14 protein-coding genes are annotated in these 13,736 nt (G+C 73.9%); 9 read left to right on the top strand and 5 right to left on the bottom strand.

Translation table 11 applies throughout. From position 1 onward, the window contains the following. The first annotated feature begins 42 nt into the window (after positions 1 to 42). The 4 genes from MJ876_RS04905 to MJ876_RS04890 are packed head-to-tail and all read left to right on the top strand — an operon-like array spanning position 43 to position 3,687. Positions 43 to 312, top strand: a complete 270-nt coding sequence (locus tag MJ876_RS04905; protein ID WP_240234955.1) for a DUF4242 domain-containing protein — start codon at positions 43 to 45, stop codon at positions 310 to 312. Between the two features lie 30 nt (positions 313 to 342). After that, positions 343 to 1,557 carry an iron-containing alcohol dehydrogenase gene (locus MJ876_RS04900; protein ID WP_240234954.1) on the top strand — a complete coding sequence of 405 codons (1,215 nt, stop codon included), beginning with the start codon at positions 343 to 345 and terminating at the stop codon, positions 1,555 to 1,557. Positions 1,558 to 1,568: 11 nt separating this feature from the next. Next, positions 1,569 to 2,990 (top strand): sensor histidine kinase, encoded by a 1,422-nt coding sequence (locus MJ876_RS04895; protein WP_240234953.1) that lies wholly within the window; start codon positions 1,569 to 1,571, stop codon positions 2,988 to 2,990. Position 2,991: 1 nt separating this feature from the next. Further along, on the top strand, positions 2,992 to 3,687 hold the full coding sequence (locus MJ876_RS04890) for a response regulator transcription factor (RefSeq protein ID WP_240234952.1): 696 nt from the start codon (positions 2,992 to 2,994) through the stop codon (positions 3,685 to 3,687). Between the two features lie 33 nt (positions 3,688 to 3,720). Here MJ876_RS04890 and mftM read toward each other — a convergent pair whose 3' ends face one another. The 4 genes from mftM to mdo form a co-directional block, all read right to left on the bottom strand. Continuing rightward, positions 3,721 to 4,638: a mycofactocin oligosaccharide methyltransferase MftM gene (gene mftM, locus MJ876_RS04885; RefSeq protein WP_240234951.1), complete on the bottom strand. Its 918-nt coding sequence runs from the start codon at positions 4,636 to 4,638 to the stop codon at positions 3,721 to 3,723. Next, positions 4,635 to 6,176, bottom strand: a complete 1,542-nt coding sequence (locus MJ876_RS04880; protein ID WP_240234950.1) for a VWA domain-containing protein — start codon at positions 6,174 to 6,176, stop codon at positions 4,635 to 4,637. The genes mftM and MJ876_RS04880 overlap by 4 nt, the downstream gene beginning before the upstream one ends. Before the next feature lie 19 nt (positions 6,177 to 6,195). Further along, positions 6,196 to 7,449, bottom strand: a complete 1,254-nt coding sequence (locus MJ876_RS04875; RefSeq protein WP_240234949.1) for a MoxR family ATPase — start codon at positions 7,447 to 7,449, stop codon at positions 6,196 to 6,198. Between the two features lie 114 nt (positions 7,450 to 7,563). Further along, the gene (gene mdo / locus MJ876_RS04870; RefSeq protein WP_240234948.1) at positions 7,564 to 8,856 is read right to left on the bottom strand and encodes an NDMA-dependent methanol dehydrogenase; all 1,293 of its coding nucleotides are present in this window, start codon (positions 8,854 to 8,856) and stop codon (positions 7,564 to 7,566) included. Positions 8,857 to 9,089: 233 nt separating this feature from the next. Here mdo and mftA point away from each other — a divergent pair, with 233 nt between their 5' ends. Genes mftA through mftF form a run of 5 tightly spaced genes read left to right on the top strand, consistent with a single transcriptional unit; the run spans position 9,090 to position 13,086 of the window. Continuing rightward, positions 9,090 to 9,194: a mycofactocin precursor MftA gene (gene mftA / locus MJ876_RS04865; protein WP_240234947.1), complete on the top strand. Its 105-nt coding sequence runs from the start codon at positions 9,090 to 9,092 to the stop codon at positions 9,192 to 9,194. A gap of 1 nt (position 9,195) precedes the next feature. Next, entirely contained in the window at positions 9,196 to 9,558 is a 363-nt protein-coding gene (gene mftB / locus MJ876_RS04860; protein WP_240234946.1) for a mycofactocin biosynthesis chaperone MftB, read from the top strand. After that, a complete protein-coding gene (gene mftC, locus MJ876_RS04855; RefSeq protein WP_240234945.1) occupies positions 9,555 to 10,868 on the top strand; it encodes a mycofactocin radical SAM maturase in 1,314 nt (437 codons plus the stop codon). The genes mftB and mftC overlap by 4 nt, the downstream gene beginning before the upstream one ends. Continuing rightward, positions 10,865 to 11,644 carry a mycofactocin biosynthesis peptidyl-dipeptidase MftE gene (gene mftE / locus MJ876_RS04850; protein WP_240234944.1) on the top strand — a complete coding sequence of 260 codons (780 nt, stop codon included), beginning with the start codon at positions 10,865 to 10,867 and terminating at the stop codon, positions 11,642 to 11,644. The genes mftC and mftE overlap by 4 nt, the downstream gene beginning before the upstream one ends. After that, positions 11,641 to 13,086, top strand: coding sequence for a mycofactocin biosynthesis glycosyltransferase MftF (gene mftF, locus MJ876_RS04845; protein WP_240234943.1), 1,446 nt, complete (start codon positions 11,641 to 11,643; stop codon positions 13,084 to 13,086). The genes mftE and mftF overlap by 4 nt, the downstream gene beginning before the upstream one ends. A gap of 270 nt (positions 13,087 to 13,356) precedes the next feature. On the opposite strand, the gene MJ876_RS04840 is transcribed toward mftF, so the two are convergent. After that, a complete protein-coding gene (locus MJ876_RS04840; RefSeq protein ID WP_240234942.1) occupies positions 13,357 to 13,731 on the bottom strand; it encodes a DUF202 domain-containing protein in 375 nt (124 codons plus the stop codon). Positions 13,732 to 13,736 lie beyond the last annotated feature (5 nt).

Raw genomic sequence — 13,736 nt, 5'->3', positions numbered from 1 at the left:
CCCGGCCACACGCTCCGGGCCGCGACGAGACGGAGGACAGCCATGAACCGTTACGTGATCGAGCGCGACCTGCCCGGCGCCGGCGACCTGAGCGACCAGGATCTCCGCGACCTCAGCGCCAAGTCCAACGAGGTGCTGGCCGGCATGAACGACGTCGAGTGGGTCGAGTCGTACGTCAGCGACGACAAGCTCTACTGCGTCTACGACGCCGCCGACCCCGCCCTGATCGCCGAGCACGCCGAGCGCGGCGGCTTCCCCTGCGACCGGATCAGCCCGGTCCGCACCACGATCAGCCCCGCCACCGGCCGCTGACGCGGCGCGGTCGAGGGGACGGAGGACCCGGTGACCCTGCTGCAGTCGGCGCCCGCCGAGCACCCGAGCCACGCCCACCCCCGGCGGGACGAGCCGGGCGGGCTCGTGAAGTTCCACGCGCCCGAGATCGTCTTCGGCCACGACTCGCTCGGTGAGGCCGGCTTCGCGGCGGCGCGCCTCGGCGCGCGACGCCCGTTCGTCGTCACCGACGCGGGCGTGACGGAGGCGGGCTGGACCGACGAGCTCGTCGGGCACCTCCGCGACGCCCGCATGCGGCCCACCGTCTGGTCGGCGATCACGCCGAACCCGAAGGACCACGAGATCCGCGCGGCGTACGACGCCTACGTGGCCGCCGACTGCGACGTCATCGTCGGTCTCGGCGGCGGGTCGGTGATCGACGCGGCGAAGGGCGTCGCGATCCTCACCGGCGGGGCGGGCGACATCCTCGACTTCGCGGGCGTCGACCGCGTCAGCTTCCCGATCCCCCCGCTGCTGATGATCCCCAGCACCTCGGGGACGGGTGCCGACGTCAGCCAGTTCTGCATCGTCACCGACACCGACCGGTCGGTGAAGATCACGATCATGGGCCGCGCCCTCGTGCCGGACATCTCGGTGACCGACCCGCGCCTGCTGGTGACGATGCCGGAGGACCTCAACGCCGCCACCGGTCTCGACGCGTTGACGCACGGCATCGAGTCCTTCGTCTCGCTGGCCCACAACCCCCTCGCCGACGGCTACGCCCTCGGCGCCGTCGGGCTGGTGTGCCGCAACCTGCGCAGCACCATGACCGACCCGCGCGACCTCGTGCCGCGCGGGAGGATGGCCCAGGCCAGCCTCCAGGCGGGGCTGGCGTTCACCAACGCGATCCTCGGCGCCACCCACGCGATGAGCCACCAGGTCGGCGGGCTGCTCGACGCCCCGCACGGCGTGGTCAACGGCGTCCTGCTGCCGCACGTCATCCGCTACAACGCCCGCGCCACGCCCGACCGGTTCGTCGACCTCGCCGGCGCGGCCGGCCTCGACGTCGACGGCGTCGACGGCCAGGAGGCCGCGGACCTCCTCGCCGAGCACGTCCGTCGCCTCGCCGACGACGTCGGCGTCCCGACGGGGCTGGCCCAGCTCGGGGTCAGCGCCGAGGACCTGCCCGTGCTGGCCCGCACGACCCTCGACGACGCCTGCCTGTCCACCAACCCGCGCGAGGCGACCGAGGACGACATCCTCGGCCTGTTCCGCGACGCGCTCTAGGAGCGGCCGCAGTGGCGACGACCGCGGACCTCAGCGTCCTCACCGGGGTCCGGTCCGGCAAGAGGTCCTACTACCGCGCCTACGTGCGCTCCGACGAGCGCACCCAGCGCGCCGTCCGGGCGATGGACTCGATCTCCCGGGCCCTCGTCCGCACCCACGAGGGCCCGCGCGGGCTGCTGGAGGAGGTCGTCCGCGCCGCCGCCGAGCACCTCGAGGCCGACTGGACGATGCTCGCGGTCGCCGACGGGCACCTGCCCGGCGCGCGCCCCCGGTTCCTCGCCCTCGCCGGGTACGACGGGGGTCCGGACGGCGCCGGCGAGTTCGCCGACGACGACGCGGCGCTGCCGGACGCGGTCCGCGCCGAGGTCAGCGCGGTCCGTGCGGGCCTCGACGGTGCGGAGGTGGACGACCCCCGGTGGGTCCGGGTGCCGATGACGCTGGAGGGCCGCTGCATCGGCAGCCTCGTCGCCCGCCACGACCTCCCGCAGGACCCCGAGGCCGGCGACCTCGCCGTCCTGCGGATCCTCGCGAACCAGGCGGCGGTGTCGCTGCACACCTCGGAGCAGTACCACGCCGGGCTCGTCATCCACCGCCGCGCGCAGCGGCTGTACGACGAGGCGCAGGCCCAGGCGCGCGACCTCGCGCAGCGCACCGCCGAGCTCCGCCACGCGGAGGACCGGCTGCTGCTGGCGGACCAGCGCGAGCTCGTGGACGCCGAGCGGCACCGCATCGCGCGCGAGCTGCACGACTCCGTCACGCAGTTCGTGCTCTCCGCGGGGATGGTCGTCGAGGTGGCCCGCGGCGACGCGGAGCAGGCGGGCGCCCACGAGATCGGCGCCCAGCTCGAGCGGGCCAAGGCCCTGACCGCCGAGGCCGTCGACCAGCTCCGCCGCGCCATCTACGCGCTCCACCAGCCGCACAGCGACCGGGTGTCGACCCTGCCGGAGCTGCTGCACGAGGTCGCCGAGCACCACCGGCCCAGGCTCGACGTCCGGGTCCGGGTGGAGGGCAAGGACGAGCGGGGCGAGCTCGGGGTGGACGCCGTCCACGAGATCGCCCGGGCGGTGGGGGAGGCCCTCTTCAACGTCGCCCACCACGCCGGCGCGACCCGCTCCATGGTGCGGGTCCGCTACCGCCCGACCAGCCTCCTGGTGTCGGTCGCGGACGACGGCGCGGGAGACCCCACCAGGCTCAGCCGCCTCCTGCGGGAGCAGCGCGGCCACGACGTCGACGGCCGGCACCGCGGCCTCGCCAACATGGAGGCACGACTCGCGGGGCTCGGTGGCAACCTCGCGTTCCGCCGGGCGCGCATGGGGGGCGTCCGGGTGGAGATGCGGGTGCCGCTCCCGTTGTGCGACGCAGGACGACCGGGCCTCATCAGCGGCCTGGTGACCGACGGGCGGACCCCCGCCCCCTCACGTGGAGGCACCTGACATGGCGACGCTCACCCCCAGCACCGCGCCGTACGCCGCGGCCGAGAAGGCCGCCACCGACGAGATCGGCATCATGCTCGTCGACGACCACGCGATCGTCCGGCAGGGCCTGCGCTCGATCCTCGAGCGGGAGCGCGACCTGCGCGTGCTCGCCGAGGCGTCGACCGCCGCCGAGGCCGCGACCGTCGTGTCCCGCGTCGACCCCGACGTCGTCCTGCTCGACCTGAAGCTGTCGACGACCTCGGACTCCGAGGGTCTCGCGCTGTGCGCGCAGCTCGTCGCCGAGCACCCCGACCTCGCGGTGCTCGTGCTGACCACGTTCCTCGACGAGAAGCTCGTGCTGTCCGCGGTGCGGGCCGGCGCCAAGGGCTACGTCGTCAAGGACGTCGACACCTCGGGGCTGGTCCGCGCCATCCGCGACGTCTCGCGCGGCGGCTCGGCGTTCGACGCCCGCAGCGCCGCGGCCATGGTCCGCGGCCTGAACGCCCCGGAGCCGGAGGAGCACCAGCACCTGACCGAGCGTGAGCGGGAGGTCCTGGCCCTGCTCGCCCGGGGTCTGTCGAACCGCGCCATCGGCGAGCGGCTCTACATCTCCGAGACCACGGCCAAGTTCCACGTCGGCAACATCCTGCGCAAGCTCGGCGTCTCTCGGCGGGCCGAGGCGGTGTACGAGGCGTCGAAGCTCGGGGTCATCTGACCCGAGCAGCGACCGGACGAGGGGCGGGTCGGCCTACAGGTCGACGACCAGCCACCCGCCGTGGTGCTCGTGGACGTCGTAGGGCAGACCGGTGGCGGCGCCCCAGGCGTCGAGGTCGGCGAGGGAGACGGTGCGGACGTGGCCCCACGTGTCGTCGGCGACGTCCTCGAGCGGGACCGCGACGACGACGCGCCGGCGGGCGACCCGCAGCGCCTCCGCGAGGACGCGGTCGCCGTGGTCGGGGTCGAGGTGCTCGAGCAGGTGCAGCGCGATCACGGTGTCGTAGGAGGAGTCGGGGACGCCCACGTGCGCGGCGTCGGCGACGAGCGCCTGCAGGGGGAGCCCGAGCGCCGGCGCGATGCTCGCCAGCAGCTCGACCGTGCCGGGGGAGACGTCGCTGGCGGTCACGGCGAGCCCCTCGGCCGCGAGCCGCAGCGCGAAGAAGCCGAAGCACGACCCGAGCTCGAGCACCGAGGCGGAGCCGGCGGCGTACGGCAGGGCGTGGTCCCAGACCGGTGCGTAGCCCGCGATCGTGCCGTGGGCACCGTCCGGGACCGGCCCGGGGGCCGGCGCGGCGGCCTTCGCCATCGTGTTGCGGTAGAACGCGGTCCAGGCGGTCACCGGGTCCTCGTCCACGCTGCGGACGACCCCCGTGAAGACCCGCTCGAACGTCTCCGACCCGCGCAGCCAGCCGGGGGCGAACAGCTCGTCGGCGAGCAGGCCCGCGAGGTCGTCGTCCACCTCGGCGGCGCCCAGCACGTGGGTCAGGCGGATGCGTCCGGGCCCCGGGCGCAGCTCGAAGTGGGTGGTCCGGACGACGCCCGGGCCGGCGGCCCCCCGCGGCTCGGCCTGCGCGGACACCTCGACCGCGGCGTCGCGGTAGACGCCGTCGACCAGGGGCGCGAACGGGTCGAGCGGCGCGCCGGGGTGGGTGGGGACGAGGACCGTCATCGCGGCCCCGCCACGGGTCGCTCGGTGGCCCGCTCGAGCCCGGAGAGGTTGCGGACGACCTGGATGCGCGAGCAGTGGTCGGCGTACGCCGGCAGGTCGCACCGTCCCAGGCCCCACGAGTAGCGGGGCTCGGGGGTCAGCCACACGGTCTCCCGCGCGCGGCGGGTGAGCTCCTCGAAGGCCGACAGGCCGGGGTCCTTGCCGTTGCTGCGGCCGTCACCGAGCACGACCAGGGTCGTCCGCCGGGTCACGGCGCCCCCGAACTGCTCCAGGAAGTTCTCGAAGACCGTGCCGTAGTCGGAGTCCGCGTCGACGTCGAGGACGCCGCCCGCCGGCAGGCCGGACAGCACCAGCGAGAGCGCCTCCTCGGTGCGGTGCTCGGCGAAGAGGTCGGTGGTCTCGACGACGTCGGCGACGAACGCGAACGTCCGCACCGAGGCGGCCACCGACTGCAGGCCGTGGACCATGTGCATGGTGAACCGCGCCGTGGAGCGCACCGACAGCGAGACGTCGCACAGCACGAGCAGGCGCGGGCGGTCCTCGACCTTGGCCACGGTGACCGGCCGGAACGGGACGCCGTCGTAGCGCATGTTGGACCGCATCGTGCGGCGCCCGTCGACCGTTCCCCGGGCGGAGGCCTTGCGCCGCGGTCGCGGCGCCCCGTGCAGGGAGCGCAGCAGGCGGCGCAGCGACTCCTCCAGGGCGGCCCGCTCGGACTCGTCGATCGTCTCGGCCTGGGCCGCCTCGATCTCCCGCTCCTCGATCTCGAGGTCGGCGGCCATCAGCTTCTCGAGGTGGTCCTTCAGCTTCTCCGGCAGGGAGGCGAGGAACGGCGCCAGCGCCTCCCGCAGCGCGGCCAGGGAGGCCGCGTGCTCCGGGTCGGCGTCGTCGTCGGCGTCGTCCTCACCCGCGTCGAGCCAGGCGAGCAGGGTCATCTCCTCGGCGACGGTCAGCTCGGTCTCGAGCTCGAGCCCGGGGGTGCCGGCCAGCTCGCCGGGGTTGCCGGGGTTGTGCATCCGCTGGGTCGACATCTGGACCCGGGCGGCCTCGCCCATGGAGTCGTTCGTGTCGTCGGAGAAGACGATCTCGTCGGTCATCGAGGCCATGTCGAGGCGGTTCGCCTCCTGGTGCAGGTTGAACTGCTGCGCCATGTCCTCGGGGTTGAAGAACTCCTTGATGTCCTTCGGCTTGTCGTGGTTGTGACCCTCCTCCGGGGTGCCACCCGGGTCCTCCGACAGCGAGAACTTCTCGAGCTCGCCGTCGTCGTCCAGGTCGTCGTGGCCGTGCCCGTGGCCGTGGCCGACGTCCTCGGCGGCGATCTGCACCAGGCCGAAGAAGCGGTCGAAGACCCTCTCGAAGGTGGCGAGGTCGCGGCGGTCCTTCACCAGGGTCACCGCGAGCGCCGACTTCAGCACCTCGCGGTCGTCGAGCACGCCCGGGGCGGACGTCGCGTGCATGGCGTCGATGGCCTCCGCGGTGCTCACGCGGACGCCGTGCACCCGCAGCCACCGGATGAACCGGTGCAGCGCGCCCTCCACGTCGTCTCGTCCCGCCCGCTCAGACCGGCCGCTTGCGCGTGCCCTGGAACGAGCGGGCGCCCTGGCCGCTGCTCACCGAGCGCGAGCCGGACGACGAGCCGGGCTTGGACGTCGAGCCGTAGTAGGCCTCGTCGTGGCGCCCGGGCTGGTCCTTCGCGGCCCGCTTCTCCCTGCCGGACGGGCCGCCGAGGTCGTCGTCGTCCTCGACGGGGGTGCGCGGGACCGGGGCGGGTGCGGGCCGCTTCGGCTCCTCGTGGCCGTGCCCGTGGCCCTCGCCGTGCCCGTGGCCGTGGCCGTGGCCGGAGTCGGGGACCTCGGCGTTCGGGTCGCTCAGCGCCGGGACCTCGCGCAGCGCGCGGGCGAGGTCGCGCTCGTACTTCACGACGACGTTGAGGGTCGAGCTCAGCACGTCGGCGGACAGCTCCGAGACCCCCAGGACGGCGAGGGTGCGCGCCCAGTCGATCGTCTCGGAGATCGACGGCGCCTTGCGCAGGTCGAGCTCGCGGAGCTGGCGGACCACTTCGACGAGGCGGGTGGCGAGCGACTCGGCGAGGCCGGTGTCCTTGCTGGCGATGATGTCCAGCTCGCGCTGCGCGTCGGGGTAGTCGAGGAACAGGTGCAGGCAGCGGCGCTTGAGGGCCGCCGAGAGGTCGCGGGTGTTGTTCGACGTGAGGACGACGTACGGCGCGTGCTCGGCGACGACGGTGCCGATCTCGGGGATGGAGATCTGGTACTCCGCGAGCAGCTCGAGCAGGACGGCCTCCAGCGCCTCGTCGGCGCGGTCGACCTCGTCGATGAGCAGGACGACGGGCTCGGGCGACGCGATGGCCTCGAGCAGCGGGCGCGGGGCGAGGAAGCGCTCGGAGAAGAAGACGCTGTCCTGGTCGGCGATGCGCTCGACGGCCTCGGCGATGGTGGAGGTGTCGTCGACGATCTGGCCGATCTTCTCGCGCAGCATCTGCGTGTAGAGCAGCTGCTTGCCGTAGTCCCACTCGTAGAGGGCCTTGGTCTCGTCCTGGCCCTCGTAGCACTGCAGCCGCAGGAGCTTGCGGCCCGTGACCGCGGCCAGGCTCTGCGCGAGCTGGGTCTTCCCGACGCCGGCGGGCCCCTCGAGGAGGACCGGCTTGTCGAGACGGGTCTGCAGGAAGACGGTGGTCGCCAGGCGCTCGTCGGTGAGGTAGCCGGCGGCGGCGAACCGCTCGCGGACGTCGTCCACGGACGCGAAGTCGCTGCCCCGGTCCGTGGTGGCCGGCTGGTCCTGGCTCGTGGTCAACGCGTCTCCTGGGGGTTGGATCGGGTGGGTCCGGAGGGGTCCCGAGAGGCTCGACCACCGGTGGTCGAGCCTGTCGGGACCGGGACGTGCGGGTGACGTAGTGGCGCCGGTGACTCAGACGAGCAGGTCGTCCAGGTCGCCGTTCATGCAGTGGTCGACGACCGGGCGGACCGTCTCGAAGGTGCACTCCTTGGCGTTGCCCGGGGTGCAGGCGTCACCGAGGACGTGGTTCGTGATGCGGTCGACGTCCTCGTCGTCACCGGTGATGACCTTCTCGTTCTCGTAGAACTTGGTCGGGCCCTGGCCGAGGCGGTTCTTCGAGTAGGAGTCCTGGGTGACGTCGGTGAACTTCTCGGTGATCCCGACGTCGCGCAGCAGGCGGATCGACGCGGCGAGCGCGGCGTCCGCGGCCTGGACGGTGGTCATGCCGCCGACGTCCACGCCCATCGCCACCGCGATCTCGGCGAAGCGCTTGTACTGCGCGGGCATGTTGAACGCCCAGACGCGGGGGAGCGCGATCGCGTTGTTGAGGCCGTGGTGGGTGTCGTAGAACGCCGACACCGCGTGGCTGATCGAGTGGATGATGCCGAGGCCGCCGGAGTTGAAGGCCTGGGCGGCGATGTACTGGGCGTACATCATGCCCTCACGGCCCTTGAGGTCCTGGCCGTTCCACACCGCCTCGCGGAGGTTCTCCGCGGTGAGCTTGATGGCCCGGATGGCGTTGCCGAGGCTGGGCTCGAAGTTCAGGCGGGAGACGTAGGGCTCGGAGGCGTGCGCGAGGACGTCGAAGCCGCACTGCGCGGTGTAGTCGATCGGGCAGTCGTAGTAGAGGACCGGGTCGTCGATCGCCAGCGTCGTCACCGAGGCGTCGTCGAAGGCGACGTACTTGTGGGGCTTGCTCGGGTCGGTCGTGGTGTCGGTGATGACGTACGCCCACGAGGTCTCGGAGCCGGTGCCGGCCGTCGTGGACACCGCGATGTGCGGCGGGTTCTTCGGGTTCTCGGACATGTTGAAGCCCTCGAACTCGTTGACGTTGCGGCCGTCGTGGGCGACGGAGACGCGGGCGCCCTTGCAGGCGTCGTGGGACGAGCCGCCGCCGATGGAGACGAAGGAGTCGCAGGCGTTCTCCTGGTAGAGGCCCACGGCGTCCATGACGTTGTAGTCCTTGGGGTTGGACTCGACCTTGTCGTAGATGACGACCTCGAGGCCGTGGTACTTCATCGACTCCGCGATCTTGTGGACGATGTCCGTGCCGCGGAGGCCCGAGGTCATGATCAGCGTCTTCTTGAAGCCCAGCTTGAGGGCCTCGGGGCCGATCATCTCGTGCGCGCCGGGACCCATGAGCGCGCGGGGGAAGGGGTGGAACTCCTTGATCGGGAACGGCTTGAGCAGCTCGTCTACTTGCATCGGTACTCCTTGCGAGGGCGGCCGGCTGGTGGGTGGTGCTGGCCGTGGACGTTAGGTACGTCACTGCCCTCGGGAGTAGGTGGGGATCGGAAGACACTGCCGCCGAACGGGCACGCACCTGCCCGATCAGGCAGGTCGTGCCGTCGCCGCGGGGGGTGCTGGGTCCCCCGCCGCGTTCCTAGCGTGGACGACGACGGGGCCACCGGGGTCCCGCGCACCCGAGGAGGACGCGGATGGAGCCGGACACCACTTCAGCCGACAGCGCAGTCGAGGCCGAGCTCACCAGCGACGCGCTGGTCGAGGAGGTCTCCATCGACGGCATGTGCGGGGTCTACTGACATGACCTCCGGGACGCAGCCGACCGGGACCGTCGCCCCCCACGAGCCGTCCAGCAGCGTGGCGGCACCTTCCCCGACCCCGCTCGCGAGCCCGCTCGTGAGGCCGGAGGGGACCTGGGGCCTGTCGGGCTCGGTCGCGCTGCGTCCCGAGCCGTTCGGGGCCCTCGCCTACGACTTCCACACCCGCCAGCTCAGCTTCCTCAAGACCCCGACCCTCGTCACCGTCGTCCGCGGGCTGGCCGACGCGCCGTCGGTGACCGACGCCCTCGTCGCCGCCGGCGTGGCCGAGCGCGAGCGGACGGCGTACCTCGGGGCGCTGGAGACCCTCGCCCGCACGGGCATCATCAAGGAGCGCGCCGCATGACGCTTGCCCCCGAACGCCCCTCCGTCGCCCCGTCCGACCCGGGTGACCTCGAGCCGGTGCTGCCCCAGCGGCCGACGCCGAAGCAGAACCGCCTGGTCGACCAGTTCGAGCTCGGCCTGGACGCGCCGATCTGCCTGACGTGGGAGCTGACCTACGCCTGCAACCTGTCGTGCCTGCACTGCCTGTCGAGCTCCGGTCGCCGCGACCCGCGCGAGCTGACCACCGAGGAGTGCAAGGCGCTCATCGACACCTTCGAGCGGATGCAGATCTTCTACGTCAACATCGGTGGCGGCGAGCCGACGGTGCGCCCGGACTTCTGGGAGCTCCTCGACTACGCCGTCGACCACCACGTGGGCGTGAAGTTCTCGACGAACGGCTTCCGCATCACCCCCGAGCGGGCCGCCCGGCTGGCGGCGACCGACTACGTCGACGTCCAGATCTCCCTGGACGGCGCGACGCCCGAGGTGAACGACGCCGTGCGCGGCGTCGGCACCTACGACGCCGCGATAACCGCGATGGCGAACATGCAGGCCGCGGGCATGAAGGACTTCAAGCTGTCGGTCGTCTGCACCCGCCACAACATCTCCCAGCTCGACGAGTTCAAGGCCATCGCCGACCGCTACGGCGCCCAGCTGCGGCTGACCCGCCTCCGGCCGTCCGGCCGCGGGGCGGACGTCTGGGACGAGCTGCACCCGCTGCCCGAGCAGCAGCGCGAGCTGTACGACTGGCTCGTCGCCCACGGGGAGGGCGTCCTGACCGGGGACTCCTTCTTCCACCTCGCGGCGTACGCCGAGCAGGACGGCACCGGCGGACTGCCCGGTCTCAACCTGTGCGGCGCCGGCCGGGTGGTGTGCCTGGTGGACCCGGTCGGGGACGTCTACGCGTGCCCGTTCGCGATCCACGACCGGTTCCTCGCCGGGAACGTGCGCGAGGGCCACGCCGACCCGCGGGGACAGCACGTCGACGGCTTCGACGGGGTGTGGAAGCACTCGGAGCTGTTCGCCGACCTGCGCAGCCCGCAGACCGGCGGGGCCTGCACGCAGTGCTCGGCGTACGACGCCTGCCGGGGCGGGTGCATGGCGGCGAAGTTCTTCACCGGACTGCCGCTGGACGGCCCCGACCCGGAGTGCGTGAAGGGCAACAGCGCCGAGGCGCTGGCCGCGGTCGACCGGACGACGCTGCCGGGGCAGTCGCAGGACCACTCGCACACCGGGACGGTCCGCAACGCCCCGAGCGGGATCGTGCCGCTGACCCTGATGCGGCGGAAGCCGACGTCCGCCTGCGACGAGAGTCCGCTGGCGGGCATGTGAGCGAGCCCGGCGGGCCCCCGCGCCACGTCCACCACGCCCTCGCCCAGCGGCGGTGGCCGCTGCTGGACGACGACGGCGGGACGCTGGTGCTGGTGCCCGTCGGCTCCACCGAGCAGCACGGCCCCCACCTGCCGCTCGGCACGGACACGATGGTCGCCGCGGCCGTCGCCCGCCTGGCCGCCGAGCGGCTGGTCGCGGCGGGGCGGCGCATCACGGTCGCCCCGACGGTGTCGTACGGCGCCTCGGGCGAGCACGAGGACTTCCCGGGCACGGTGTCCATCGGCCACGAGGCGCTCTACCTGCTGCTCGTCGAGCTCGGCCGGTCCGCGTGCCGGTGGGCGCAGGGGGTCGTGCTCGTGAACGGCCACGGCGGGAACGTGCCGACCCTCAGGCGCGCGGTCGCCCTGCTGCGCCACGAGGGCCGGCCGGTCGCCTGGACGAGCTGCGGCGTCCCCGGCGGCGACGCGCACGCCGGCCGCACCGAGACCTCGATCCTGCGCCACCTCGCGCCGTGGTCGGTGCAGCCGGGGCTCGCCGAGCCGGGCGTCACCACCCCGGCGTCCGAGCTGATGGCCGAGCTCGTCGCGAAGGGGGTCCGGGCGGTCTCGCCGAACGGCGTCCTGGGCGACCCGACCGGGTCGTCGGCGGCCGAGGGACGCGAGATCGTCGAGGCGCTCGTGAGCAGGGTCGTCGCCGAGCTCGAGGACGTCGACGTGGACGACGACGGCCGCCTCCGGGCCCGTCGTCCGGCGCAGACGCGGGAACCCGCGCCGTGACCAGTGCCGCCGTCGACGCTCCTGCCGGTCGCCTCCCCGACGGGTTCGCGATCACTCTGTCCCGGCGCACGCGCCGCGCGGCGTCCGGGGACGGCCTGCTGCTCGTCGGCGGCACGGCCGGCAGCGTGCTGCGCCTCTCCCGCACGGCCGTGGCGCGGCTGGGCGGGCCCGACGGCACGGGGCTCGTGGTGGCGGACGACGTCGACGCCTCGCTCGCCCGCTCGCTGCTGGACGCCGGGATGGCCGACCCCGTCCCCTCCCGGGGCCCGGTCTCGCTGGGCGACGCGGTCACGGTGGTGGTGCCGGCCTACGACGACGCCGACGGGGTCGCCGCACTGCTCGCGGCCCTGCCGCCCGAGGTGCCCGTCGTGGTCGTGGACGACGCCTCGCCGGACGCCCTCGCGGTCCGCCGGGTCGTCGCGGCCCGCCCGGGCGCCATCCTGCTGCGCCACCGCGAGAACCGGGGGCCGGCGGTCGCGCGCAACACCGGCCTGGCCGGGGTCCGGACCCCCGCGGTCTGCTTCTGCGACGCGGACGTGCGGCCCGAGGGGGACCTCTGGCTGCGTCGGCTCCTGGCCCACCTGGACGACCCGCGGGTCGGGCTCGCGGCGCCGCGCATCACCGCTGCCCCCGCCGCGCGGCCCGGCCGGGAGGGGTGGGTCGCGGGCTACGAGCGTGCGCGCTCGTCGCTCGACCTGGGCGACCTGCCCGCCGGCGTCCGACCCGGGTCGGCGGTGTCCTACCTACCGAGCGCGTGCCTGGTCGCGCGGACCGCGGCGGTCCGGGACGGCTTCGACGCGGACCTGCGGGTGGCCGAGGACGTCGACCTCGTCTGGCGCGCGGTCGCCGACGGGTGGCGCGCGCGGTACGACCCCGCCGTCGAGGTCGCCCACCGCCACCGCACCGCGACCGGGGCGTGGCTGCGGCGCAAGGCCTACTACGGCACGGGGGCCGCCATGCTCGCCGCCCGCCACGGCGACGCGGTCGCCCCCGCGGTCGTGGCGCCCTGGAGCGTCGCGCTGACGGTCGCCGTCCTCGCGCAGCGACGGTGGTCGCCCCTCGCCGCGGCCGCCGTCCTCGCGGTGACCACGCACCGGGTCGCGGCGAAGGTGCCCGCCGCGGACTCGCCGCACCTCGTCGCCGCCCGCCTCGTCGGCTCCGGCGTCCGCGCCACCGCCCACCAGACCGCCGGCTCGATCACCCGTCACCACTGGCCCCTCGCCCTCGCCGCCTGCGCCGTGTCGCGCCGCGCCCGCCGGGTCGTCGTCCTCGCCGCGGTCGCCGAGGCCCTCGCCGACCACCGCCGTACCCGCGCCGCGCTCGACCCCCTCCGCTACGCCGCCGCCCACCGGCTCGACGACCTCGCGTACGGCGCCGGGGTCTGGCTGGGCGCCTGGCGCGCCCGCTCGCCCCGGGCCCTCCTGCCCCGCTGGACCCGCTGACCGCCGGGTCGGCACGTCTGCGCACCGGATCGGGGTCGAGTCGGCACGTCTGCGCACCGGATCGGGGTCGAGTCGGCACGTCTGCGCACCCGTTCTCGGTCTCGATCACCGCCAGCGCCAGTCGAGCTCGTCGAGACCGGCGAGCCGTGGCTCCGGCGTCGCCCGGCTCACCGGGTCTCGACCCGCGAACGCGACCTCGCAGGCTCGGTCGTGCGCTCGCTCGACCTGCGCCTCGTCACGGCCTCGCAGGCTCGGTCGTGCCGGCTCGACCTAGAGGAGGGCGAGGAGGGTGGCGACGGTGACGCCGAGGACCAGGGTGCCGACACCCAGGCCGAACGCGAGCCCGCCGCCGAAGCCGGGCAGGTGGCCGGTGCGACGCAACGCCCTCTCGGTGCGCTGCCACCGCCACCAGCCCTGGCCGACGCAGGTGGCCGCGAGCAGGAGCAGCCACGCCGACAGCAGCGTGCCGACGACGGGGCCGAGGTCGAGCACGGGGGAGTGGACGGCGACCGCGCCGGCGACCAGGGCGAGACCCGTGCGGACCCACGCGAGGTAGGTGCGCTCGTTGGCCAGCGAGAAGCGGACGTCGGGGTCGACGCCGTCGTCGTAAACGCCGTGGGGGAGACGGCGCCGGGGTTCGCTCACGCCCC

The organism is Nocardioides sp. CFH 31398 (assembly GCF_022436705.1).
Lineage (GTDB): Bacteria > Actinomycetota > Actinomycetes > Propionibacteriales > Nocardioidaceae > Nocardioides.
The sequence above is the reverse complement of the archived record's forward strand: the minus strand, read 5'-3'. Positions and strand labels throughout refer to the sequence as shown.

What these genes read in the sequence shown, in the direction of transcription:
- MJ876_RS04905 (WP_240234955.1), top strand. Translation starts at nt 43, where the DNA reads ATGAACCGTTACGTGATCGAGCGCGACCTGCCCGGCGCCGGCGACCTG.
- MJ876_RS04890 (WP_240234952.1), top strand. Translation starts at nt 2,992, where the DNA reads ATGGCGACGCTCACCCCCAGCACCGCGCCGTACGCCGCGGCCGAGAAG.
- mftM (WP_240234951.1), bottom strand. Translation starts at nt 4,638, where the DNA reads ATGACGGTCCTCGTCCCCACCCACCCCGGCGCGCCGCTCGACCCGTTC.
- mdo (WP_240234948.1), bottom strand. Translation starts at nt 8,856, where the DNA reads ATGCAAGTAGACGAGCTGCTCAAGCCGTTCCCGATCAAGGAGTTCCAC.
- mftA (WP_240234947.1), top strand. Translation starts at nt 9,090, where the DNA reads ATGGAGCCGGACACCACTTCAGCCGACAGCGCAGTCGAGGCCGAGCTC.
- mftB (WP_240234946.1), top strand. Translation starts at nt 9,196, where the DNA reads ATGACCTCCGGGACGCAGCCGACCGGGACCGTCGCCCCCCACGAGCCG.
- mftC (WP_240234945.1), top strand. Translation starts at nt 9,555, where the DNA reads ATGACGCTTGCCCCCGAACGCCCCTCCGTCGCCCCGTCCGACCCGGGT.